This is a genomic window from Micromonospora sp. NPDC050417 (assembly GCF_044458865.1).
Taxonomy (GTDB): Bacteria; Actinomycetota; Actinomycetes; order Mycobacteriales; family Micromonosporaceae; genus Micromonospora_G.
Genome location: NZ_JBITIH010000015.1, coordinates 195,740 through 219,035, shown reverse-complemented (window position 1 = coordinate 219,035; position 23,296 = coordinate 195,740). Strand labels below are relative to the sequence as shown.

The 23,296-nt window shown below is 69.8% G+C and carries 20 protein-coding genes; 13 read left to right on the top strand and 7 right to left on the bottom strand.

What is annotated here, in order from left to right; translation table 11 throughout:
* From ACIBF5_RS20790 to sodN, 3 genes are all read right to left on the bottom strand, one after another.
* Positions 1–281, bottom strand: a 281-nt coding sequence (locus tag ACIBF5_RS20790; protein WP_396813948.1) for a hypothetical protein, incomplete at its 3' end; no start/stop codon positions are given.
* A gap of 235 nt (positions 282–516) precedes the next feature.
* Positions 517–948: a GNAT family N-acetyltransferase gene (locus tag ACIBF5_RS20785; protein ID WP_396813968.1), complete on the bottom strand. Its 432-nt coding sequence runs from the start codon at positions 946–948 to the stop codon at positions 517–519.
* A gap of 104 nt (positions 949–1,052) precedes the next feature.
* Positions 1,053–1,460, bottom strand: coding sequence for a superoxide dismutase, Ni (sodN, locus tag ACIBF5_RS20780; protein WP_121156864.1), 408 nt, complete (start codon positions 1,458–1,460; stop codon positions 1,053–1,055).
* 84 nt (positions 1,461–1,544) lie between these two features.
* Between sodN and ACIBF5_RS20775 the strand changes: the two genes are divergently transcribed.
* The 5 genes from ACIBF5_RS20775 to ACIBF5_RS20755 all read left to right on the top strand — a co-directional run bounded on the left by ACIBF5_RS20775 (position 1,545) and on the right by ACIBF5_RS20755 (position 6,590).
* The gene (locus ACIBF5_RS20775) at positions 1,545–1,907 is read left to right on the top strand and encodes a S24/S26 family peptidase (RefSeq protein ID WP_396813946.1); all 363 of its coding nucleotides are present in this window, start codon (positions 1,545–1,547) and stop codon (positions 1,905–1,907) included.
* A gap of 144 nt (positions 1,908–2,051) precedes the next feature.
* Complete coding sequence (locus ACIBF5_RS20770; RefSeq protein WP_396813944.1) at positions 2,052–3,230, top strand: NADP-dependent malic enzyme; 1,179 nt, start codon at positions 2,052–2,054, stop codon at positions 3,228–3,230.
* A 107-nt stretch (positions 3,231–3,337) separates the two neighbouring features.
* A complete protein-coding gene (locus tag ACIBF5_RS20765; RefSeq protein WP_396813942.1) occupies positions 3,338–4,300 on the top strand; it encodes a zinc-binding dehydrogenase in 963 nt (320 codons plus the stop codon).
* Positions 4,301–4,720: 420 nt separating this feature from the next.
* Positions 4,721–5,974: a hypothetical protein gene (locus ACIBF5_RS20760; RefSeq protein ID WP_396813940.1), complete on the top strand. Its 1,254-nt coding sequence runs from the start codon at positions 4,721–4,723 to the stop codon at positions 5,972–5,974.
* A 439-nt stretch (positions 5,975–6,413) separates the two neighbouring features.
* Positions 6,414–6,590, top strand: coding sequence for a hypothetical protein (locus ACIBF5_RS20755; RefSeq protein WP_396813938.1), 177 nt, complete (start codon positions 6,414–6,416; stop codon positions 6,588–6,590).
* An 88-nt stretch (positions 6,591–6,678) separates the two neighbouring features.
* Here the strand turns inward: ACIBF5_RS20755 and ACIBF5_RS20750 are convergent, their stop codons facing one another.
* From ACIBF5_RS20750 to ACIBF5_RS20735, 4 genes are all read right to left on the bottom strand, one after another.
* Positions 6,679–7,830 (bottom strand): acetate/propionate family kinase, encoded by a 1,152-nt coding sequence (locus ACIBF5_RS20750; protein WP_396813936.1) that lies wholly within the window; start codon positions 7,828–7,830, stop codon positions 6,679–6,681.
* Positions 7,827–9,923: a phosphate acetyltransferase gene (gene pta, locus ACIBF5_RS20745; protein WP_396813934.1), complete on the bottom strand. Its 2,097-nt coding sequence runs from the start codon at positions 9,921–9,923 to the stop codon at positions 7,827–7,829. Before pta ends, ACIBF5_RS20750 begins: the two co-directional genes overlap by 4 nt.
* A 76-nt stretch (positions 9,924–9,999) precedes the next feature.
* On the bottom strand, positions 10,000–10,179 hold the full coding sequence (locus ACIBF5_RS20740; protein WP_396813932.1) for a DUF6104 family protein: 180 nt from the start codon (positions 10,177–10,179) through the stop codon (positions 10,000–10,002).
* Between the two features lie 79 nt (positions 10,180–10,258).
* A complete protein-coding gene (locus ACIBF5_RS20735) occupies positions 10,259–14,014 on the bottom strand; it encodes a multifunctional oxoglutarate decarboxylase/oxoglutarate dehydrogenase thiamine pyrophosphate-binding subunit/dihydrolipoyllysine-residue succinyltransferase subunit (protein ID WP_396813930.1) in 3,756 nt (1,251 codons plus the stop codon).
* Positions 14,015–14,351: 337 nt separating this feature from the next.
* Between ACIBF5_RS20735 and ACIBF5_RS20730 the strand changes: the two genes are divergently transcribed.
* The 8 genes from ACIBF5_RS20730 to ACIBF5_RS20695 all read left to right on the top strand — a co-directional run bounded on the left by ACIBF5_RS20730 (position 14,352) and on the right by ACIBF5_RS20695 (position 23,267).
* Entirely contained in the window at positions 14,352–15,149 is a 798-nt protein-coding gene (locus ACIBF5_RS20730) for a GNAT family N-acetyltransferase (protein WP_396813928.1), read from the top strand.
* Positions 15,146–16,123, top strand: coding sequence for a lysophospholipid acyltransferase family protein (locus ACIBF5_RS20725; protein ID WP_396813926.1), 978 nt, complete (start codon positions 15,146–15,148; stop codon positions 16,121–16,123). Before ACIBF5_RS20730 ends, ACIBF5_RS20725 begins: the two co-directional genes overlap by 4 nt.
* A 184-nt stretch (positions 16,124–16,307) precedes the next feature.
* Positions 16,308–16,913, top strand: a complete 606-nt coding sequence (locus ACIBF5_RS20720; protein ID WP_396813925.1) for a PadR family transcriptional regulator — start codon at positions 16,308–16,310, stop codon at positions 16,911–16,913.
* 107 nt (positions 16,914–17,020) lie between these two features.
* Positions 17,021–17,719 carry a response regulator transcription factor gene (locus tag ACIBF5_RS20715; RefSeq protein WP_396813923.1) on the top strand — a complete coding sequence of 233 codons (699 nt, stop codon included), beginning with the start codon at positions 17,021–17,023 and terminating at the stop codon, positions 17,717–17,719.
* Positions 17,716–19,269 carry a sensor histidine kinase gene (locus ACIBF5_RS20710; RefSeq protein ID WP_396813921.1) on the top strand — a complete coding sequence of 518 codons (1,554 nt, stop codon included), beginning with the start codon at positions 17,716–17,718 and terminating at the stop codon, positions 19,267–19,269. Before ACIBF5_RS20715 ends, ACIBF5_RS20710 begins: the two co-directional genes overlap by 4 nt.
* Positions 19,270–19,362: 93 nt before the next feature.
* Positions 19,363–20,994, top strand: coding sequence for a trypsin-like peptidase domain-containing protein (locus tag ACIBF5_RS20705; protein WP_396813919.1), 1,632 nt, complete (start codon positions 19,363–19,365; stop codon positions 20,992–20,994).
* A 356-nt stretch (positions 20,995–21,350) separates the two neighbouring features.
* Positions 21,351–22,028 (top strand): BON domain-containing protein, encoded by a 678-nt coding sequence (locus ACIBF5_RS20700; protein ID WP_396813918.1) that lies wholly within the window; start codon positions 21,351–21,353, stop codon positions 22,026–22,028.
* A 135-nt stretch (positions 22,029–22,163) separates the two neighbouring features.
* A complete protein-coding gene (locus ACIBF5_RS20695; RefSeq protein ID WP_396813916.1) occupies positions 22,164–23,267 on the top strand; it encodes a glycosyltransferase family 4 protein in 1,104 nt (367 codons plus the stop codon).
* Positions 23,268–23,296: the final 29 nt, after the last annotated feature.

Genomic DNA, 23,296 nt, shown 5'->3' with positions numbered 1-23,296 from the left:
AGCACCCGCAACCCACCATCGACCTCCACCGTATGAAAGGTCACCTGCTCCCGACCCGGGCCCGGACGCACCGAAGCAGCGAACCGACCGGCTCCGGCAGCGGAGACTTCGACCACGTCACCCGTGATTAGGGTGACTTTCGACGTGGCGTCGGTCGGCGAGGTGGGGGCGGTGGGGGCAGCACCCGGCGGTGGCGCGGCCGAGGCCGGCGGGGTACCGGCAGCGGTGAACGCGAGTACGGCAGCCAGGCCGGCTGCCGTACGACGCAAGGGGGTGGACATGGCCCGGACTCCTCAGGTTCAGCGGAACGCCATCGATATGACGTCAGCTCGGAGTCTGTGGCCGGATCATTTCCGTGGTGCGGTGCGAAGGGTGCCGCAGAGGCGACATGGCACCAAGTGGACATCCCGTCGCGCCCCTCGGTGCGAAAATGATCCACCGAGGGTGATCAATTGTTACGAGATGCCATCGATCGATGACGGTTCTGTGTCCCGTCGGTGTGACCTGGGAGTGGGCTCAGTCGGCCTGTCCGGCGAGCGCGCTCAACGCCTCGCCGGTGAGTCGGTACGGCACCCACTCGTCCATCGGCGCGGCCCCGATCGAGTGGTAGAACTCACGGGCCGGGTTCCAGTTCAGCACCCACCAGTCGAGACGCTGGTAGCCGCGCTCGACACAGACGGCGGCGAGGGTCGCGAGCAGCCGCCGGCCGGCGCCGGTGCCCCGGGCGGACGGCCGGACGTACAGGTCCTCCAGGTAGATCCCGTGGACGCCGCGCCAGGTGGAGAAGTTGAGGAACCAGAGCGCGAAACCGATTGTGTCGCCCTCCGGATCGAGGGCCACGTGCCCGAACAGCGCCGACTGCTCGGCGAAGAGCGCAGTGTGGAGCTGCTCCTCGGTGAGGTGGCATTCGTCGGCCGCGCGCTCGTAGTCGGCCAGTTCGTGCACCATCGCGACGATGGCCGGCACGTCCGAGGGACGCGCCGGCCGAATCGCGGGTCGGGGACCTGCGTCCCCCTGGTCGGCGAGCGGCCGACCGGTGGAAACCGTGGAACTCACGCCTGCTTGGTCTCCCAGAAGATCTTCGAGATTTCCTCGATCTTCTGCAGCAGCTCGTCCGCCTTGGCCGGGTCGGTCGACGCCTTGGCGCCGCCTCCGCCGCCGGCCAGCTTGGTGGCCTCGTTGAAGAGCGAGTGCAGGTTCGGGTACTTCTCGAAGTGCGGGGGCTTGAAGTAGTCGGTCCACAGCACCCACAGGTGGTGCTTGACCAGCTCGGCCCGCTGTTCCTTGATGATCAGGGCACGGGTCCGGAACTCCGGGTCCGTGTTGGCCTGGTACTTCTCGCAGATCGCCTTGACCGACTCGGCCTCGATCCGAGCCTGGGCCGGGTCGTAGACCCCGCAAGGCAGGTCGCAATGGGCGTGCGCGACGAAACGTGGTGTGAGGATGCGTGGAAGTCGCATCAAGGCCCTCCGTGGGATGTTTGCGATGATCCGAGACGACATTACTCCTGACTTACGTCCCCAGGGCCGTGGAGGTGAAACCCGGTGCGCAGCGGAGAAGCGGCGGACCCCCCGGTCGGCCCGGTGCCGCCGGCCCGTTGGCTCTACCCCGTCCTGGTGAGCGGGCCCTCCATGGTGCCGACGCTCCGTCACGGCGACGCGGTGCTGGTACGGGCCGGTGGACGTGCCGTACGTCCGGGCGACGTGGTGGTGGCCGTCTTCCGGAGCCGTCCTGAGCTGGCGGTCGTCAAACGGGCGGTACGCCAGCAGGATGGTGGCTGGTGGCTGCACGGTGACAATGAGCTGATCACCGATGACTCCCGTGCGTACGGAGTGGCCGATGTGCTCGGTCGGGTGGTGTTCCGTTACTGGCCACGGCCCCGTCGCTTCGGTTACCGCTCGGTATGACCCTCCTCACAGGTACGGTAAACAGACGACAGTATGCTCATTGGCCGTGCCTGGGTGATCCCCCGCACCGCACCGCCGGTCATTCGCCGACCTCGCGTCGAGCCGGTTGGTCCCAACCGATCGACGAATCCTGGAGCTCTCCCCATGCCATCGTCTTCTGTGGATCACTCTGATCCGGTCTTCGACCTGCACCGTGGCGGCAAGTTGGCGGTGGCCTCGACGGTACCGCTGACCAGCCGGGAGGACCTCTCCCTCGCGTACACCCCCGGGGTCGCGAAGGTCTGCGAGGCGATCGCCGCCGACCCGGAGCTGGTCGACGACTACACCTGGGTCTCGCACACCGTGGCGGTGGTGACCGACGGTTCCGCCGTACTCGGACTCGGCAACATCGGCCCCCGCGCGGCGATGCCGGTGATGGAGGGCAAGGCGGTGCTGTTCAAACAGTTCGGCGGTGTCGACGCGGTGCCGATCTGCCTCGACACGCAGGACGTCGACCAGATCGTCGCGACGGTGGCCGCGCTGGCCCCGTCCTTCGGCGGGATCAACCTGGAGGACATCGCCGCCCCGCGCTGCTTCGAGATCGAGCGCCGGCTGGACGAGCTGCTGCCGATCCCGGTCTTCCACGACGACCAGCACGGCACCGCCATCGTCGTGCTCGCCGCCCTGCGCAACGCGGCCACCCTGCTCAACCGCAAGCTCGGCGATCTGCGCGTGGTCGTCAGCGGCGCGGGCGCGGCCGGGGTCGCGGTGACCCGGATGCTCGCCGCAGGCGGGGTGAACCCCGGCGAGATCGTGGTCTGTGACTCGCAGGGCGTCCTGCACCCGGACCGGGAGGGGCTCACCCCGGTCAAGGCCGAGCTGGCCGAGTTCACCAACGTCGCCGGCTGTCGGGGTGGCATCACCGACGCGCTACGCGGCGCGGACGTGCTGATCGGTGTCTCCGGCGGGCAGATCCCGGAGCAGGCGGTCGCCGGCATGGCCCCGGGCGGCATCGTCTTCGCGCTGGCCAACCCGACCCCCGAGGTGCATCCGGACGTCGCGGGCCGGCATGTCGCGGTCGTCGCCACCGGGCGCAGCGACTTCCCGAACCAGATCAACAACGTGTTGGCCTTCCCCGGGATCTTCCGGGGTGCGCTCGACGCGCGGGCCACCCGGATCACCGACAACATGAAGGTCGCCGCCGCTGACGCGATCGCCGCGGTGGTCGCGGAGAACCTGACGGCCGACGCGATCGTCCCGTCGCCGCTCGACCCCCGGGTCGCCCCGGCCGTGGCCGAGGCGGTCCTCGACGCCGCCCGACGCGACGGTGTCGCCCGCGCCTGAGGTGTAAGGAAGGGCCCCTTCTTATCGTTTTCTGTATAGGAAGGGGCCCTTCCTATCACCTGCGGAGGCGCGGCGGGGCGTTCCGGTCGAGGGCCGGCGCTGTTAGCGTGCGGATCATGCGTGCTGCCTTCGCCTCGACCTTCGACGTCGACAACCCGCTCGCCGCGCTCACCGTCGGCGACCAGCCGGAGCCGACCCACCCGGACGACGACTGGGTGACCGTCGAGGTCCGGGCCAGTTCGCTCAACCGGCACGACCTGTGGTCGCTGAGCGGGGTCGGCCTGACCTCGGAGCAGTTGCCGATGATTCTCGGCTGCGACGCGGTGGGCGTCGATCCGGACGGCAACGACGTGCTGGTCTACCCGGTGGTGGTGGACCCGTCCGACCCGCGTGGGCTGTCGATCCTCTCGGAGCGGTTCCCGGGCACGCTCGCCGAGCGGGTGGCGGTGCCGAGGGCGAACCTGGTGCCCGTACCGGTGGGCCTTCCGGTCACCGACGCGGCCTGCCTGCCGACGGCCTGGCTCACCGCGTACCGGATGCTCACCGACCGGGGGCGGATCGACGAGGGCGAGGCGGTGTTGGTGCAGGGGGCCGGCGGCGGGGTCGCCACGGCGGCGGTGGTGCTTGCCGTCGCACTGGGCAAGCGGGTCTACGCGACCAGCCGGGACGCGGCGAAGCGGGACCGGATCGCGGCGCTCGGTGCGACCGCGCTCGCCCCGGGAGCCCGGCTGCCGGAGCGGGTCGACGTGGTGATCGAGACCGTCGGCGCGGCGACCTTCGACCATTCGATGAAGTCGGCGAAACCGGGGGCGCGGATCGTGGTTTCCGGCGCGACCGCCGGACACGAACCGAAGGTGAATCTGCGGCGGGTCTTCGCCCTCCAGTTGGAGATCCTGGGCACCTCGATGGGGACCCCGGCAGAGCTGGCCGAACTGCTCGCCCTCTGCGTCGACAAGGGGGTACGTCCGGTGGTCGACTCGGTCTACGGTTTCTCCGAGGTGTCCGAGGCGTTCGCCCGACTGCACTCCGGCGAGGTCTTCGGCAAGGTGGTGCTCGACCACTCCCGCTGAGCAGCGACAGCGCCCGTACCGGCCGGTACGGCGGTCCCGGTAGGCCGGCCGTGAGTGGTGGCAAGCTGAACACGCGCGATCACGCGATTTGAAAATCCGGACCTTTCTCCCTGGGTAAACGGGGGCAAACGAGCGGCATAAGGCACTTAAAAAGCGTAGATAAGACCGGGGTAAGGTCTTCTTTAAGAAAACTAAAGGTTCGGATTCCGATCTTTTTGTGATACGTCCTCGCCGCCTTGGATACACGGTACAGTCATGCCGTTCTGCTCTGCTGATTGCGGACTATGTGTAGGTCGAAGGGGTCGGATCTTGAAGTTCTCGGCGGCGCATAAGGATATTGAACAAGTGCCACGATCCGCGCGAGGCGGGCATAAGTTATTTAGCCGTCGCCCGCGTTCATTATTGGTAATTCTGGCAACGATGGTCGTCGCCGTGGCCGGCATCGGGGTGGCCGTCGCGGGCAGCCGCGACGGGTCGATCGCGATCTACAAGGACGGGACCGTGATCGACGGGGAGGCGATCAGCGGCTACCTCCACGTACGGGCGAACAACGTCACGATCAAGAATTCGACCATCCGCTACGGTGGTGCGTCGCATGCGCTGCGGATCTTCGACGGATTCTCCGGCACCCTCATCGAGGACACCAAGATTCATTGTGGGTCGGCCCGGACCAATGGAGTCGTGTTCGGGAACTACACCGCCCGACGGGTGGAGGTTTTCGGCTGCCGACACGGATTCATGTATTCCGACTCCGCTCCGGCGACGATTGTCGAGTCGACCTGGAATGGCAAGGCGGTGACCGCCGGCGCCGAGATGGGCCCGGCACCCGAAGCGCCGGCCGAATCCACGGCGACCCCCGGTGCCCGCCCCAGCGCCTCCCGTACGACCGCTCCGGGGCCCAGCAGCGTGCCGCCGCCGGAGGCGGTCAGCGGAATCCCGGACTCCTTCCCCGGCCCGAACAACACGGGGGTGCCATCCGGTGTCAAGCTCAAGGCATCCGGTTCGATCAACGCGGCAAAGGACGGCCAGGTCTTCACCGGGCTCGACATCAAGGGCTGCGTGAACGTCACCGCCAAGAACGTGGTGCTGCGCAAGTCGCGGATCAGTTGCGGCGGTCTCTACTCGATCAGGACCAAGGGGGCGGTGAACCTGCTGGTCGAGGATGTCGAGATCAACGGTCAGGGCAAGAACTCGGCCGCCGTCTGCTGCGGCGACTACACCCTGCGCCGGGTCGAGATCACCAACACCATCGACGGCCCGCGCATGGGCAGCAACACCGTGATCGAGAACTCCTGGATCCACCACCTCACCCGGGCCAGCGGCTCGCACAACGACGCCTTGCAGACCACCGGCGCGTCGAACATCGTGGTACGCGGCAACTCGCTGGAGACGTACAACCCGATCACCAGGGACCCGTTCAACGCCTGCATCATGATCGGTTCGACGACGGGTCCGGTGGTGTCGAACCTGACCTTCGAGAACAACTACTGCAACGGCGGCAACTACTCGATCGGCATCCGCGAGGACCTCAACGGCAGCAACATCAGGTTCCGCCAGAACGTCTTCGGCCGGGACTTCCGGTTCGGTGTGGTCGCCCGCCCGAACCAGGCCGGAATCAGCTGGGACAAGCCCAGCAATGTCTGGGCGGACAACCGTAGGCCAGTGGTGCCGTAACCCGACCGCTTCACCCGCCCCCCTCCACCCGGGCCCGCGCGTCAGCGCGGGCCCGGGTGTGGCGCGAGGAGAGGAGGTGTACGTGTGAGTACTGGTGGGGGCGGGCGGCACCGCGGCCACGAGCGAGCGTACGCACGCCGACCGCGTACGTTCCCTCTGGCGCTGGGCGGGGCGCAGCCCGTTGGATGGCGCACCCCGAGGCGGCGACCGCCCGCCCGTAGTCGGTACGCGTGATCGACCGGCTCAGGTCGACCGACCCGATCCACGGTTGTTTCCGCGCACCTCTTTGACCGTAAGCGCGCACTCCGCGATACACGGCCACCCGTCCGGCTGCGGTACGGCGGCCAGCCGGTCGATGTTGGGCGGCCACCTCGGTGGTTCGCCGGGTCGACGAGTGGTCCGAGGCAGGCTGTCGGGCACGTTCGCTATGGTCATCGGCATGCCTGACACGTACCAGGACCCCAGTGGCAACACCGAGGCCTTCCGTGCCTTCGCGCACCCGGCCGCCGAACCGCCCGCTCCCGTCAAGTCGTCGTCGTCGAACCTGCCGTTGGTCGTCGCCCTCGTCGTCTCGGCCGTGGTCGTGATCGGCCTGATCGCCTGGCTGGTCCTCTAGTTCGCTTACCCGTCGACCCTTCCCCGCCCTGTCTGCCGCCCTACCCGCCCCGATCCGTGGGCGGGGCGGGCGGCGGCGGGACCGGGGGTCAGCCGGTCGCGACCAGCGTCGCGGCCTGTCGGGCTATCTCCAACTCCTCGTTGGTGGCGATGACGCAGACCGCCACCCCGGCCCCGTCTGGCGAGATGAGACGGTCGCCGGCCCCGGCGTTACGGTCGGGATCCACCGCCACGCCCAGGTGTTCCAGACCCGCGAGCGCGGCCGAGCGTACGGGTGCGGCATGCTCACCGACCCCGGCGGTGAAGGTGATCGCGTCGAGCCGACCGAGCAACGCCAGGTAGCCGCCGACATAGAACGTGAGCCGCCGGCAGTAGACCTGGAAGGCCAGTTCGGCCGCCGGGTCACCGGCCGCCCGGCGGCGCAGCACCTCGCGCATGTCGTTCGCGCCGCTCAGACCGAGCAGACCGCTGCGGTGGTTGAGCAGGTCGTCGATCTCGTCCACCGACAGCCCAGCGGAGCGGTGCAGGTGGAGCAGGACCGTCGGATCCAGGTCCCCGCTGCGGGTGCCCATCACCAGACCCTCCAGCGGCGACATGCCCATCGAGGTGGCGATGCTCCGGCCACCCGCGACAGCGCAGGCGCTGGCCCCGTTCCCCAGGTGCAGGGTGATGGTGTTCGTCTCCTCGTACGCCCGGCCGAGCAGTGCGGCGGTACGCCGGGACACGTACGCGTGTGAGGTGCCGTGGAAGCCGTAGCGGCGGATGCCGTACCGGTCGGCGGTGGCGGAGTCGATGGCGTAGCGCGAAGCCGAGTCCGGCAGCGTGCGATGGAACGCGGTGTCGAAGACGGCGACCTGCGGCACCTCCGGCAGCAGTTGCCGGGTCACCTCGATGCCGGTCAGGTTGGCCGGGTTGTGCAGCGGAGCGAGCGGCACCAGTTCGCTGATCTCGGCGAAGACCTCGTCGTCGATCAGGGTGGGGGCGGCGAAGCGCTCGCCGCCGTGCACCACCCGGTGTCCCACCGCGGTCAGGCCGGTACGGTCGATCCTCTCCAGCACCTGTCGGACCGCGCTCTCGTGGTCCGGTGGGCCACCGTCCGGCTCGCCGATCCGCTCGACCACCCCCTGCCCGAGCACCACCGGCCCGCCGCCGGTGCTGCCCGAGCCGTCCGGGTCGACGTGGTCGTAGAGGCGGTACTTGAGCGAGGACGAGCCGCAGTTGACCACCAGGATCCGGCTCACGCGACCACCCTGCCTTCCGGCTCCGGTGGCGCCGCCGCCTGGATCGCGGTGATCGCCACCGTGTTGACGATGTCCTTGACCGTGGCGCCCCTGGACAGGTCGTTGACCGGACGACGCAGGCCCTGCATGACCGGACCGACCGCGACCGCCCCGGCCGAGCGCTGCACCGCCTTGTACGTGTTGTTGCCGGTGTTCAGGTCGGGGAAGACGAAGACGGTGGCCCGGCCGGCGACCGTACTGCCGGGCAGTTTGGTGGCCGCCACCGTCGGGTCGATCGCGGCGTCGTACTGGATCGGCCCTTCGACCAGCAGGTCCGGTCGGCGGGCCCGGACCAGTGCGGTCGCGGCGGCCACCTTCTCCACATCGGCGCCGGCCCCGGAGGCGCCGGTCGAGTACGAGAGCATCGCCAGCCGGGGTTCGACGCCGAACCGGGCGGCGGTCTCGGCGGAGGAGAGCGCGATGTCGGCGAGCTGGGTCGCGTCCGGGTCGGGGTTGACCGCGCAGTCGCCGTAGACCAGCACCCGGTCGGCGAGGAGCATGAAGAAGACGCTGGAGGCGACCGAGAGCCCCGGCACCGTCCGAATGATCTCGAACGCGGGGCGGATCGTGGCGGCGGTGGTGTGGGTGGCACCGGAGACCATGCCGTCGGCGTGACCCTGGTGCACCATCAGGGTGCCGAAGTAGTTGGTGTTGACCACCACGTCCTGGGCCAGGTCGAGGGTGGCGCCCCGGTGGGCGCGCAGCCGGGCGTACTCGGCGGCGAAGGTGTCGCGCCAGGGGCTGGTGGCCGGGTCGACCAACTCGGCCTGGTTGATCTCCACCCCCAGCTCGCGGGCCTTGCGGCGGATCTCGCCGGGGTCGCCGAGCAGGGTCAGGTCGGCCACCCGACGGCGGAGCAGGATCTCGGTCGCGCGCAGGATCCGCTCGTCCGTGCCCTCGGGCAGCACGAGCCGGCGCCGCGCCGCGCGGGCCCGGTCGATCAGGTCGTACTCGAACATCAACGGGGTGACCCGTACCGAGCGGGTGACCCGGAGCCGACGGGCCAGCTCGGGGGTGTCGACGGCCGCCTCGAAGGCGCCGAGAGCGGCCTCGACCTTGCGTGGGTTGGCCATGCTCGGCCGCCCCTCGATCCGACTGGACGCGGCGACCGTGTGGTAGCTGTCGCCGGGCACGGATAACACCGCCAGCCCGGTGCGAAGCCGTTCGACCAGGCGCATCACCCGTGGATCGGGCTGTTCGGCCAGGGTGAGCACCAGGCCGGCGACGGAGACCTGACCGGCGACGTGCGCCGCGGCGGCGGCCACCAGCAGGTCTGCTCGGTCGCCCGGGGTAATCACCAGGGCGCCGTCGGTGAGATGGTCGAGCAGGGTCGGCACGTGTGCCGCGCCGACCACGAAGTCGAGCACGTCGCGGTCGAGCGCGGCCCGGTCCCCGGCGAGCAGCCGGGCGCCGAGGGCCGTCGCCACCTCGGCCACCGTCGGCGCCGACACGGTCGGCACCTCGGGGATGGCGTACGCCGGAACCGGCAGCTCCGGCAGGGTCATCGCCCCCGGAACCCGGTTGGCGATCACCGCCAGTACGGTCGCACCCAGGTCCTCCAGGTCGTGGTAGGCGCCACGGGCCGCTGCCGCGATCGCCTCCGGTTCCTGGCCGAACCCGTCCACCACCGGCACCACCACACTGGTGAATTCGGTCGCCAGCCGGGCGTTGAAGGCGAGTTCCCGGGAAAGACCACCGGTGCGGCTCTCCGCCGCGTCGTCGAAGTCGCTGCCGACCACCACGACGGCGGGACAGCCGCGTTCGACCGTACGGTAGCGCTCCACGATCCGGGCGATCAGCTCTTCCCGCTGGCCGTCGGCGACCAGGGCGGACGCCTCGGCGTAGGTGGTGCCGTAGAGATCTTCCGCCGGGGTGTCGATCCGGTAGCGGGCGCGGAGCAGGGCCAGGATCGGGTCCTCTTCGCTCCCGCTGACCAGCGGCCGGAACACGCCGATCCGCTCGACCTGCCGGGAGAGGAGTTCGGCCAGACCGAGCGCGATCGTCGACTTGCCGCCGCCCTGTCCCAGGCTGGCGATATAGACACTGCGTGCCACCTGCCCAACCTACAAGATCGGGCGCCCTAGCGGCCGGGTCGGCCGAGGTCTACCGGGACACACCGGGCGGTGTCGTCTACTCGTCGTCCTCGTCGTCGAGCCGGGCCAGATAGGTGGCGAACCGCTCGATCGGCGTCTCGAACTCGGGATTGAGGTCGACGAAGTCGCGCAGTCGCTCGCCGAGCCACTCCAGGGTGACGCTCTCGTCCCCCCGGCGTTCGACCAGTTCCTCGATACCCCGGTCGGTGAAGTACATCGTGGTCCTTTCAGACGCCGGGGCGGATCGAGGTGGGAACCTCGATCCGCCCCGGTCTCAACTCAACGCGGTGCGACGGTCAGGGGCGGGGGAGAGCCGCCTCGATCAACGCGGTCTGCTCGACCTCGTGCATCTTCGCCGAGCCCACCGCGGGGGCGGCAGCCGCCGGGCGGGAGATCCGCCGCAGCCGTACGCCTTCGAGGTGCTCCAGCAGGTTGAGCGCCACGAACGACCAGGCGCCCTGGTTCGCCGGCTCCTCCTGGACCCAGGCGAAGTCCTCGGCGTTCGGGTATTCGGCCAGGGCGGCCCGGATCTCCTCGACCGGCAGCGGGTAGAGCTGCTCCATCCGGACGATCGCGGTGTCGGTGATCTTGCGTTCGTCACGGGCCTGGAGCAGGTCGTAGTAGATCTTGCCGGTGCAGAGCAGCACCCGCTTGACCGCCTCGGGCTTGGCGATGGTCCGGTCACCCAGCACCGGCTGGAACGAGCCGTTGGTGAAGTCCTCCACGCTGGAGACGCAGAGCTTGTGCCGCAACAGCGACTTCGGGGTGAAGACGACCAGCGGCTTGCGCTTCTCCGACAGCGCCTGCCGCCGGAGCAGGTGGAAGTGGTTGGCCGGGGTGGTCGGAATGGCCACCCGCATGTTGTCCTCCGCGCACATCTGGAGGAACCGCTCCGGGCGGCCGGAGGTGTGGTCCGGTCCCTGACCCTCGTGCCCGTGCGGCAGCAGCAGCGTCACCGCGGACTGCTGTCCCCACTTCACCTCACTCGACGAGATGAACTCGTCCACCACCGACTGGGCGCCGTTGGCGAAGTCACCGAACTGCGCCTCCCAGAGCACCAGCGCCTCGGTGTTCTCCACCGAGTAGCCGTACTCGAAGCCCATCGCGGCGTACTCGCTGAGCAGCGAGTCGTGCACGAAGAACCGGGCCTGGTCGCCGGTGAGCGCGGAGAGCGGCAGGTGTTCCTTGCCGGTCTTCGAGTCCACGATCACCGCGTGCCGCTGGACGAAGGTGCCCCGGCGGGAGTCCTGTCCGGCGAGCCGGACGGTCACCCCGTCGTGCAGCAGCGAACCGAAGGCGATGATCTCGCCGAAGCCCCAGTCGATGTTGCCCTCGACGGCCATCTTGGCCCGACGCTCAAGCAACTGCTGGATCCGCTTGTGCGGGGTGAAGCCCTCCGGCAGCGTGGTGTGCGCGACGCCGATCGAGCGGACCACGTCGGCGCTCACCGCCGTCTCGACCTGCGGCTCCGGTTCGGGCTGGCGGCGCGGGCGGGTGGACTGCCGCCCCGCCGTCGCGGCGTCGCGGGTGGCCTTGAAGACCCGTTCGAGCTGGGCCTGGAAGTCGCGCAGCAACTCCTCGGCGTCCTCGACGGTGATGTCCCCGCGCCCGATCAGCTCCTCGGTGTAGAGCTTGCGGACCGACCGCTTCGAATCGATGATCTGGTACATCTGCGGGTTGGACATCGAGGGGTCGTCGCCCTCGTTGTGGCCGCGCCGCCGGTAGCAGACAAGGTCGATCACGACGTCCTTGTTGAACGCCTGGCGGTATTCGAAGGCCAGCCGACCGACCCGGACCACGGCCTCGGGGTCGTCCCCGTTGACGTGGAAGATCGGCGCCTGGATCATCCGGGCGACGTCGGTGCTGTAGAGGCTGGAGCGCGAGTACTCCGGGGCGGTGGTGAAGCCGACCTGGTTGTTGACCACGACGTGGACGGTGCCACCGGTGCGGTAACCGCGCAGTTGTGACAGGTTGAGCGTCTCGGCCACCACACCCTGCCCGGCGAACGCGGCGTCGCCGTGCACCGCCACGGGCAGCACGGTGTAGCCCTCAAGCCGCAGGTCGATCCGGTCCTGCTTGGCCCGGACGATGCCCTCCAGCACCGGGTCGACCGCCTCCAGGTGCGAGGGGTTCGCGGTGACGGACACCTTGATCGCGTGCTCGCCGTCCGGGGTGCTGAACTTGCCGGCCTGGCCGAGGTGGTACTTGACGTCCCCGGAGCCCTGGGTCGACCGGGGGTCGAGGTGCCCCTCGAACTCGGAGAAGATCTTCTCGTACGGCTTGCCGACGATGTTGGCGAGTACGTTCAGCCGGCCCCGGTGGGCCATGCCGATGACGACCTCGTCCAGCCCGCCCTCGGCCGCCGCCTCCAGCACCTCACCGAGGAGCGGGATCAGCGATTCGCCGCCCTCCAGGGAGAAGCGCTTCTGGCCGACGTACTTGGTCTGGAGGAAGGTCTCGAACGCCTCGGCCGCGTTGAGCCGGTTGAGTACGTGCTTCTGCTCGTCCGGCGCCGGCTTCTCGTACTTGCGCTCGATCCGGTCCTGGATCCAGCGCCGCTCCTCCGGGTCCTGGATGTGCATGTACTCCACGCCGACTCGGCGGCAGTAGGAGTCACGCAGCACCCCGAGAACCTCGCGGAGCTTCATCTTCTGCTTGCTGTTGAAGCCGCCGACGGGGAAGTAGCGGTCCAGGTCCCAGAGGGTCAGGCCGTGCTGGAGCACGTCCAGGTCCGGGTGCTTGCGGATCTTGAACTCGAGCGGATCGGTGTCGGCCATCAGGTGACCACGGACCCGGTACGCGTGGATGATCTCGATGACCCGGGCGGTCTTGTCGATCTGGCCCTCGGAGGTCACCGCCACGTCCCGCATCCAGCGGACCGGCTCGTACGGAATCCGCAGCGAGGTGAAGATCGCGTCGTAGAAGCCGCGCTCGCCGAGGATCAGCTCGTGCATGACCTTCAGGAACTCGCCGGACTGCGCGCCCTGGATGATCCGGTGGTCGTACGTGCTGGTCAGCGTGATGATCTTGCTGACTGCGAGTTCGGCCAGGGTCTCCTCGGACATGCCCTGGTACGGCGCCGGGTACTCCATCGCACCGACACCGATGATCGTGCCCTGCCCGACCATCAGGCGGGGCTGGGAGTGCACGGTGCCGATTCCGCCGGGGTTGGTCAGCGAGACCGTCGTGCCGCCGTAGTCCTCCATGGTCAGTTCGTTGCGGCGGGCCCGCCGGACCACGTCCTCGTAGGCCTGCCAGAACTGGCGGAAGTCCATCTGCTCGCACGCCTTGATCGACGGCACCACCAGGTTGCGCGAACCGTCCGGCTTGACCAGGTCGATCGCGATGCCCAGGTTGACGTGCTCCGGCCGGACCATCACCGGCTTGCCGTCCACCTCGGCGTACGAGTTGTTCATCTCCGGGTGCTCGGCCAGCGCCCGGACCATGGCCCACCCGATCAGGTGGGTGAAGCTGACTTTGCCGCCTCGGCCACGGGCCAGGTGGTTGTTGATCACGATGCGGTTGTCCACGACCAGTTTCGCCGGAACCGCGCGCACGCTGGTCGCGGTCGGGACCGACAGCGACGCGTCCATGTTCTGCACGATCTTGGCCGCGACCCCGCGCAACGCGGTGGTGGAGCTGCCGCCGGCCGGCTGGGCCGGTGTGCTCTTCGGCTTCGGGGCGGCGGCCGGTGCCGCCTCGGCCTTCGCGGCGACCTGGGTCGACTTCGCCTCGGCCGGCTTGGTGGCGACCGGTGCCGCGGTGGACTCGCTCGCCGGCTGGGGCTTCGCGGCCGGCGGGGCGGCGGCCGGTACGTTCTTCACCTCCGGCGCCGGCTTGGCCGCTGCTACTGTTTTGGGACCCGACCCGTTGCCGTCAGCGCCGGCCGGGGTCGTATCGGTCGCCGGTCGGTAGTCGGCAAAGAAGTCGTGCCAGGCTGAATCGACGCTGGTGGGGTCGGCGAGGTAACGCTGGTACATCTCCTCGACGACCCACTCGTTCGGGCCGAAACCCGCCAGTGGGTTGTCCTGCGAAGTCTGCTGGGTCGACACGGCCAGTGATCGCCTCTTTCACGCGGGTTCTGCGGTTCACGCGGGTTCTGCCGCCGCCTGAAGCTGGAGTCAGAAGTCACCGCCCAGGCTACGCCGTACGCTATCGAGGGGCATTGCCGCATCGGGCCCGTGTTGCGATTCACAGCATGAAAGTCTTGTTCACCTGGCATTCAAGTCGCGGTCGTCGCCTGGTCGGCGGAGTCGGGACCGCTGCCGTACGCCATCGGGTGGCAGGTCGGACCGGCCGCGCGCCGCGTCCAGGGCCGTTCACCCGATCGACACCCGTTTACCTGGTGCGCGACACGCCAACGGTAGGCGGCGACCTTACACATAGCGCATGGCTGTTCTGCTTACCGCTCCCGCACCCACCGGGACCAGCGGTTACACCCTGCTGATCGCCGACAGCGCGGCTCAGGTCGCCGCCGCGCAACGGCTGCGCCATGACGTCTTCGCCGAAGAACTCGGCGCCACCCTGCACTCCGACGTCAATGGACTCGACACCGACGAGTTCGACGCGCACTGCGACCACCTGCTGGTTCGGGACGACAGCACCGGGGCCGTGGTCGGGACGTACCGGATGCTGCCGCCGGACCGCGCCGCGCGTGCCGGCCGGCGGTACGCCGAGAGCGAGTTCGATCTCTCCGCGTTCGCGCCGCTCCGCGACGAGCTGGTGGAGATCGGGCGGTCGTGCGTGCACCCCGACCACCGCACCGGCGCCGTGATCAATCTGATGTGGGCCGGTATCGCCCGCTACCTACACCTGCGCGGGTTGCGTTGGCTGGGCGGCTGCGCCTCGGTCGGGTTGGAAGACGGTGGCGCGAACGCCGCCGCGGTCTGGGCACAGGTCTCCGCCCGGAACATGGCGCCGCCGCCGCTGCGGGTACGCCCGCACCGGCCCTGGCTGGCCGAGCCCTCCGGGGTGTCGGCGGTCGCCGCCGGTGCCGGTACGCCCGGAGCACCGCCGGCCGTCGTACCCGCCCTGCTCCGCGGCTACCTGCGGCTCGGCGCCTGGGTCTGCGGCGAGCCGGCGTACGACCCCGACTTCGACGTCGCCGACCTGTACGTCCTGCTCTCGATGGACCGGATGCACCCCCGCTACCGCCGTCACTTCCTCGGACTCGGAGAAGAAGGATGAACACCCTCTGGCAACCGCGCTCGGCCTGCGGGCCGGACTGCCTTCCCGGCGCGGGGGAGACCCCGGAGGTCTCGCGGCTGCGTCGGGCCGGCCGGCTGACCGCCCTGTTCGGTGCGTTGCTCTTCGGGGCGTTGCTGCTCCCCGTACTTCCGGTGTTGCCCCCGGCCGGACGCCAGGCCGGCGGGCGCTGGTGGGCCCGGTTGGTCCTCGGTTCCCTCGGCATCACCCTGCGGGTACGGGGCCGGCTGCCCCGGCGCCGGGCGCTGCTGGCCGCCAACCACATCTCGTGGCTCGACATCATGGCCACGTTGGCGGTCGCACCGGCCCGGATGCTGGCCAAGCAGGAGGTCCGGCAGTGGCCGTTGATCGGACCGCTGGCTTCGGCCGGCGGCACGATCTTCGTCAACCGGGGCAGGCCGAGGGCGCTGCCCCGAACGGTCGCCCTGGTGGCGGAGGCGCTGCGGGCCGACCGGGTGGTGGCGGTCTTTCCGGAGGGTACGACCTGGTGTGGCAAGCCCCGCGAGGCGAGCGACTGTCCGGCCGGGGGCCGGTTCCGGCCGGCGATGTTCCAGGCGGCGATCGACGCCGGGGCGCCGGTGGTGCCGCTGACGATCAGCTACCGCACCGGTCCGGGGCGCGACGGTACGACCGCCGCCGCCTTCCTCGGTGACGACAGCCTCTGGGTGTCGCTGCAACGGGTGATCGCCGTGCGAGGGCTCTCCATCACGGTGACCGCCGCACCGGCGCTGCACCCGGAGGAGTCGGCCTCCCGGCGACGGCTGGCCCAGGCTGCGGAGTCGGCGGTCCGCCTCGCCGGCCCCCTGGCGCACCGCCCCGCCACCCGGGTCGAGCCCGTGCTCCCGCTGCCCGTCCCGGTCACCCTGGTCGTTCCGTCGAACGCGGCTTCCGTCCCGGCGCTCCCCGTCTCGACGTCGGTGGGGGCCCCGCCGCCTGGACTCGACCTGGCCGCCTGAGCCCGACCCGCACCTACTCGTCATGTCGCGATGTATCGCGTTAGCATGGGGAGACGCGACAGTGCGCTGACGACGTCCGGCCACCCACCACGGCCGGAGGCGACGGGACGGGTGTGGGGCCGGGTGTGACGGGAAGCGGCCAGTGGACCGGGACCAGGGCTGGCAACGAGGATCGGGGGGCGGCGTGACGGCCGTCTTCAGCCACGGGCGGCTCCGGCTCTATCTGCTCAAACTGCTCGACGACGGACCCAGGCACGGCTACGAGTTGATCCGGCTGCTGGAGCAGCGGTTCCTCGGCCTCTACGCGCCGAGTGCCGGCACCATCTACCCCCGGCTCCAGCGGCTGGAGGTCGAGGGATTGGTCACCCACACCGCCGCCGGTGGACGCAAGGTCTACGAGATCACCGACGCCGGTCGGGCCGAGCTGACTCAGCGCAGTGGTGAGGTGGCCGACCTCGAATCGGACATCCGGGCCTCGGTGGAGGATCTCGCCAGCCTGGCCGGAGAGATCCCGACGGAGGTACGCGGCTCGGTCCGAGACCTCAAACGCGAACTCCGCGCCGCCGCCCGCCAGACCCGGTTCAGTGGCTGGGCCAACCCCGGCGGCGCCCCCCGCAAGCCCCCGCCGCCCGGTGTCGACCTCGGTGCGGAGTTCGACCGCCGGCTCACCGACTTCACCGCCGAGGTACGCGCACTGGTGCACGGCCGGCAACTCACCGACGGTCAGATGCGAACCCTGCTCCGTACCCTCGACGGCGCCCTCGACGGGTTGCGCCGCCTGCTCCGCTGACCCGTCCGCGCGCCGCCCGACCCTTCCCCGGCGGAGCTGGGTGGGTTCCCAGGTAGTTTTCAGGGGACCTCCAGCCCGCCCGAAGGGGAGCGGCGGATGATGTGGTCATGGCAGCGCAAACCGAGGCACGACTACTCGTCGTGGAAGACGACCCCAACATCCTGGAGTTGCTCTCCGCCAGCCTGCGTTTCGCGGGATTCGACGTGGCCACCGCCACGAGCGGCAGTGCCGCCGTGACGGCGGCCAAGGAGCGTCGCCCCGACCTGGTGGTGCTCGACGTCATGCTGCCCGATCTGGACGGCTTCGAGGTCATCCGGCTGATGCGGGAGAGCGGTACGCGTACCCCGGTGGTGTTCCTGACCGCCCGTGACGCGACCGATGACAAGATCCGGGGACTGACCCTCGGTGGTGACGACTACGTCACCAAGCCGTTCAGTCTGGAGGAGTTGACCGCCCGGATCCGGGCCGTGCTGCGCCGGACCGCGACCGGGGACCAGACGCCGTCCCGTCTCAGCTTCGCCGACCTGGAGCTGGACGAGGAGACGCACGAGGTGCACCGGGCCGGGCAGCGGGTGCAGCTCTCCCCGACCGAGTTCAAGCTGCTCCGCTACCTGATGCTCAACGCGAACCGGGTGCTCTCCAAGGCACAGATCCTCGACCACGTCTGGAACTACGACTTCCGGGGCGACGACAACATCGTCGAGTCGTACATCTCCTACCTGCGGCGCAAGGTCGACAGCAGCCAGCCCCGCCTGATCCACACGCTGCGGGGCGTCGGCTACGTGCTGCGCAAGCCGGCGGCGTGACCACTCCGGCCTCGGTGCTGAAGAGCCGGCTGCGGAGCACGCCGCTGCGCTTCAAGCTGGTCACCGCGGTCCTCGCCCTGGTCGCCGCCGCCCTGCTGGTGATCAGCGTGATGACCACCTTCTTCCTCCGCAACTACCTGGTCGACCAGGTCGACTCCGAGCTGTCCGCCTTCATGAAGCGGAGCTCGGTGTCGGTGCCCACGATCGACCCCAGCCTGCCCACCGACTACCTGGTGGTGGCCGTGGACAAGAGCAGCGGAACAGGCACGGTGCAGTACGACCGCCAGCTCACCAAGGTCGACCTGCCGGGAACCTTGAACAGTGTCTCGTGGTTCGAGGCGCACGCCGACGGTAAGGCATTCACGACCGACGGGGACAACAAGCGGCTGCGTTGGCGAATGAAAATTGTCCAGGTGGACGACCACCGGTTCATCGGCGTGGGGCAGAACCTCGACGATGTCGACCTCGCGGTGAAGCAGCTCATCTGGATCGACCTGGTGGTCGGTGGCACGGTGCTGATCCTGCTCGCGTCGCTGGGCGCGGCGATCGTCAGAACCAGCCTCCGGCCGCTCGACAAGATCGAGCAGACCGCGGCGGCGATCGCCGACGGCGACCTCACCCGACGGGTCCCGGACCCCGAGCCCGGCGCGGCCGAGGCAAAGACCGAACTGGGTCGTCTCTCCCGGGCTCTGAACGCGATGCTCACCCAGATCGAGGCGGCCTTCACCGCCCGGGCGGCGTCCGAGGCCGCAGCCCGCAACGCCGAGTTGGGGGCACGAGACGCGGCGTTCGCCGCGCAGGCGTCCGAGGCACGGGCCCGACGCTCCGAGGAGCGGATGCGACAGTTCGTCGCCGACGCCTCACACGAGCTGCGTACGCCGTTGACCACCATCCGTGGCTTTGCCGAGCTCTACCGCCAGGGGGCGGCGGGCTCGCCCGAGGAGACCGCCCGGCTGGTACGCCGGATCGAGGACGAGGCGTCCCGGATGGGTCTGCTGGTGGAGGATCTGCTGCTGCTCGCCCGGTTGGACCGGGAGCGACCGCTGGTGCTGGGGCCGGTCGAGTTGCCGGTGCTCGCCACCGAGGCGGTCCAGGCGGCACAGGCGATCGCACCCGACCGGAAGATCTTCCTGGAGGTCGTGCCGGGCTCCGGGGACCTGGTGGTGCTCGCCGACGACGCGCGGCTGCGACAGGTGCTCGGCAACCTCATGACCAACGCCATCACCCACACCCCACCGGACGCCTCGGTGACGCTGCGACTGCGCGCCGACACCGGGAACGTGGCCACCGTCGAGGTTGCCGACACCGGGCCCGGACTCGCCCCCGAGCAGGCAGAACGGGTCTTCGAGCGGTTCTACCGGGCCGACGCGGCCCGTACCCGGCGGGCCGACGGGGCAACCGGCACCGGTCTCGGGTTGGCCATCGTCGCCGCCCTGGTCGCGGCACACCACGGCAGCGTGGAGGTGCTTGAGACACCCGGCGGCGGGGCCACCTTCCGGGTCACACTGCCACTCGCCCCGGGCACGCCCGACGCGACCGAAGACGAGTAGCGGTGCCGGGCGCCCAGACGAACTGAACGATTCACAGCGAACACCCAGTGCGATTCCAGGTGGGTCGCAGAGCAACGGGGCAAGGTAGGTGCCATGAACGAGTACGAGACCGACCCGCAGAGGCCGTCGGCCAACGCCGACGCCGACACCACGCCGTCGTATCCCACCGCGGAGTTGTCGCCCGTCGAGCGCGGGCCGGCCGACTCCACCGCCGCCTCCGGTGCCCAGGCCGCCTCCGAACCGGCCACTTCCGGTGCCCAGGCCGCCTCCGAACCGGCCACCGCCGGAGAGCCGGAGCAGGCTGGTACGCCCGCCGCCGCGGCCGAGCCGCCGCAGAGCCCGTACGCCAGCCCGTACGCCGGGACCTCCGGGGCACCGGCCGGCCCGTACGCCGGTCACCCGGGTCAGCCCGGCCCGTACGCCGGTTCGTACGGCGCTCCGCAGTCCGGGGCACCCGCGCACCCGGCGCCGAACCCGTACCCGCCGAGCCCCTGGCACCCGGCCGCGCAGAACCAGCCGGGTTGGACCGGTAACCCGACCTACGCCGGGCACCACCCGCACGGCGCGCACCTGCCGCCGCAGCCGCCGCAGGTCGGCGGGAACCCGCCGCCGATCTGGGCGCAGGGCCCGGGTGTGCCCGTTCCGGCGCCCCGGCCGAGCCGGGCCGGCAAGTTCGCGGCGATCGGTGCGGCGGCTCTGGTGCTGATGGCCGGCTCCGGCATCGCCGGTGGTGCGGTCGCGCTGGCGCTGGACGGAGGCTCCTCCGGACCCAGTCGGACCTACAGCGCCGCACCGATCATCAACAGCGAGGACCTGCCGAAGATCGCGGCATCGGTGGAGAACAGCGTCGTCTCGATCACCACCGGCACCGGTGAGGGTTCGGGTGTGGTGCTGACCGCCGACGGCTACGTCCTGACCAACAACCACGTGGTGGCGAGTGCCTCCGGTGACACGGTCCGGGTCGTCCTCGCCAATGGCAAGACCGCCCAGGCGAAGATCATCGGCACCGACCCGAAGACCGACCTCGCGGTGGTGAAGGCGCAGGGGGTCAGCGACCTGAACCCGGCGAAGTTCGGCGACAGCGACGCCATGCAGGTGGGGGACACCGTGCTCGCCCTGGGCAGCCCGCTCGGGTTGCAGGGCTCGGTCACCGCCGGCATCATCAGCGCCCGGGACCGGACCATCCAGGCCGGCGGCGAGGAGCAGCAGCAGCCGCAGAACCCGTTCCAGCAACAGCAGCAGCCGCAGGCGGCGAGTTCGATCTCCGGCCTGCTCCAGACCGACGCCCCGATCAACCCGGGTAACTCCGGTGGCGCCCTGATCAACACCAAGGGTGAGGTGATCGGCATCAACACCGCCATCGCCACCGCCGGCAGCAACGGCAACATCGGCGTCGGCTTCGCGATCCCGAGCAACAAGGCCAAGGACGTCGCCAGCAAGCTCCAGCAGGGCCAGAAGGTCAGCCACCCGTACCTCGGGGTCAGCGTGACCGAGTCCGAGGACGTCGGCGCGGTGGTCAACGGGGTGACCCAGGGCAGCCCGGCCGCCCAGGCCGGCCTGCAACAGGGCGACGTGATCACCCGCTTCGGCGACAAGACGGTCAACGACTCCAACGATCTGGTGGGCGCCGTGCAGACCGGCAAGGTGGGCGACAAGGTCCAGTTGACCTTCACCCGAAATGGTGTGGAGCAGACCGCAACCGTGACGCTCGCCGAGACGTCATAGCACCAGCGACCGCGCAGACCTGAGGGCACTGTCCGTAACTCGGAAGTGCGCCTCCTCCCCAAGCGGCGGGCGATGTGACCAAGGGGGTTGGTCACGTCGCCCGCCGCTTCCTTTCCGCCCCGCCCGGTACCGGTTCCGTTTCTCCCCGGTACCGGGCTTCCTCTGATCCGTCGCCGGCTTGCTCTCACGTCTCACCCCTCCACCGGCTCGCTCTCACGTCTCATCCGTCACGGCTTCTTCTCGCGTCTCTCCGTCACCGGCTTCTCCTCACCTCGCCCGGACGAGGACGGGTCACCCCGGCCGGCGTGACGGTCGGGGGAGCGGCAGAAGAGGCACGGACCCGGGAAGGAGAGGCGATGACCACAGCGACCGCGATCCAGGACGACACGGTCATCCAGCGTGATCTGCTGGCCGAGTTGAAATGGGAGGCGCAGGTGCAGCCCAACGAGGTCGGAGTCGTGGTCAGGGACGGTGTCGTCACGCTGACCGGGTGGGTGGACAGCTACGCCCGCCGGTGGGCAGCGGAACGCACCGCGCACCGCATCCGTGGTGTTCGAGGCGTGGCCAACGACATCGAGGTACGGTTCCACGGCTCGACCGCACCCACCGACACCGACATCGCGAAGGCGGCCAGCCGCGCCCTCGACTGGGACTCGTTCGTGCCGGTGGAGCAGATCGACGTGACCGTCGCGAACGGTTGGGTGGTGTTGCGCGGTGAGGTCGACTGGGGTTACCAGAAGCAGGCCGCTGAGCGGGACCTCGGCCGGCTCTCCGGGGTCCGGGGAATCACCAACCTCATCTCCGTACGACCGGGTGAACGGGTCATGCCACAGGAGCGGGAACGGGACATCCGGCGGGCGCTGGCACGGGTGATCGAAGACAACGCCGACAAGATCGTGGTGCGGGTCGAGACCGACACGGTCATCCTCGCGGGAACCGTCCGTTCGTGGATGGAACGGGAGGAAGCGCGCCGGGTGGCCTGGTCGGCACCGGGCGTCCGGGAGGTCGACGACCAGCTCGGAATGGCGATGTGACCGTCTGCCGGCCCGCCGGTCCCGCCCGTCGCCCGTTTTCGTGGCCATGACCGCCGGTTATCCCCCGTGCAGCCGGGGAACCCGAGCTATCCGGGTCAGCCGGAGCAGTGGGGAGGGCTCGACGTCGTGAACCACATGCCAATCGACCGATTCGACCGGACGGCGCCATTGCGCATCGCGATGGTCGTGCCGCCCTGGTACGAGCTTCCACCCGCTGGCTACGGCGGGGTGGAGCAGGTCTGCGCCGCGCTGGTTGACGCGCTGGCCGCCCGTGGGCACGAGGTGACCCTCTTCGGAGCGGGTACGGGATCGGGAACCGCTGCCCGGTTCGTCGGCACCATGCCGGAGTTGCAGCACGAACGCCTCGGGCAGTCCCTGCCCGAACTGGCACACCTGGCCCGGGTCGACCAGATGATCAATCCCGACGTGTTCGACGTGGTACACGACCACACCACCATCGGTCCGTTCGTCGCCCCCCGGCGGTCCGTGCCGACAGTGGCGACCGTGCACAACCGCCCGACCGGCGAACTCGGGGACATTCTCGCCGACATCGACCGGTCGGTCGGGTTGGTGGCGATCTCACACGCGCAGCGTCGACTCCGTCCCCACCTGCCGTGGGCGGCGACCGTCCACAACGGAATGGCGCTCGACGACGTACCGCACAAGACCTCGGTCGGCACCGGCCCGGTGCTCTGGCTGGCGCGGTTCAGCCCGGACAAGGGACCGGACCTGGCCGTACGGGCATGTCGGGCGGCCGGGCTGTCGCTGGTGCTGGCGGGCAAGTGCGACGAGCCCGAGGAGCAGCGTTACCTCGCCGAGGTGATCGAACCGCTCCAGGGTCCCGATCTGACCGTGCTGCGCAACCCGGACCGGGCGACCTGTTTCGAGCTGATGCTCTCGGCCCGTTGCCTGATCATGCCGATCCGCTGGGAGGAGCCGTTCGGCATGGTGATGGTCGAGGCGATGGCGACCGGTACGCCGGTGGTGGCGCTCGACCGTGGTGCCGTACCGGAGCTGATCCGACCCGGCGAGACCGGGATCGTCTGTGTCGACCCGGACGACCTGCCACAGGCGCTGCGGGACGCGGGTCGTCTCGATCCGGCGGTGTGCGTGGCACACGTACGGAACTCCTTCTCGGCGGAGTTGATGGCCGAGGGCTACGAGCGGATCTACCGGCGCTGGGCGGCGACCGCCCCCCGCCTCACCAGTTCCGCCCTCACCCCCACCGGCGCCTGGTAACCGAAGGAAGGGCCCCCTGTTATCGCTTT

Excerpts from the sequence above, each read along its gene's own strand:
- ACIBF5_RS20730 (WP_396813928.1), top strand. The coding sequence starts at position 14,352 with ATGGCTGTTCTGCTTACCGCTCCCGCACCCACCGGGACCAGCGGTTAC.
- ACIBF5_RS20715 (WP_396813923.1), top strand. The coding sequence starts at position 17,021 with ATGGCAGCGCAAACCGAGGCACGACTACTCGTCGTGGAAGACGACCCC.
- ACIBF5_RS20695 (WP_396813916.1), top strand. The coding sequence starts at position 22,164 with ATGCCAATCGACCGATTCGACCGGACGGCGCCATTGCGCATCGCGATG.
- ACIBF5_RS20700 (WP_396813918.1), top strand. The coding sequence starts at position 21,351 with ATGACCACAGCGACCGCGATCCAGGACGACACGGTCATCCAGCGTGAT.
- sodN (WP_121156864.1), bottom strand. The coding sequence starts at position 1,460 with ATGCGACTTCCACGCATCCTCACACCACGTTTCGTCGCGCACGCCCAT.
- ACIBF5_RS20740 (WP_396813932.1), bottom strand. The coding sequence starts at position 10,179 with ATGTACTTCACCGACCGGGGTATCGAGGAACTGGTCGAACGCCGGGGG.
- ACIBF5_RS20770 (WP_396813944.1), top strand. The coding sequence starts at position 2,052 with ATGCCATCGTCTTCTGTGGATCACTCTGATCCGGTCTTCGACCTGCAC.
- ACIBF5_RS20755 (WP_396813938.1), top strand. The coding sequence starts at position 6,414 with ATGCCTGACACGTACCAGGACCCCAGTGGCAACACCGAGGCCTTCCGT.
- ACIBF5_RS20725 (WP_396813926.1), top strand. The coding sequence starts at position 15,146 with ATGAACACCCTCTGGCAACCGCGCTCGGCCTGCGGGCCGGACTGCCTT.
- ACIBF5_RS20705 (WP_396813919.1), top strand. The coding sequence starts at position 19,363 with ATGAACGAGTACGAGACCGACCCGCAGAGGCCGTCGGCCAACGCCGAC.
- ACIBF5_RS20760 (WP_396813940.1), top strand. The coding sequence starts at position 4,721 with ATGGTCGTCGCCGTGGCCGGCATCGGGGTGGCCGTCGCGGGCAGCCGC.
- ACIBF5_RS20785 (WP_396813968.1), bottom strand. The coding sequence starts at position 948 with ATGGTGCACGAACTGGCCGACTACGAGCGCGCGGCCGACGAATGCCAC.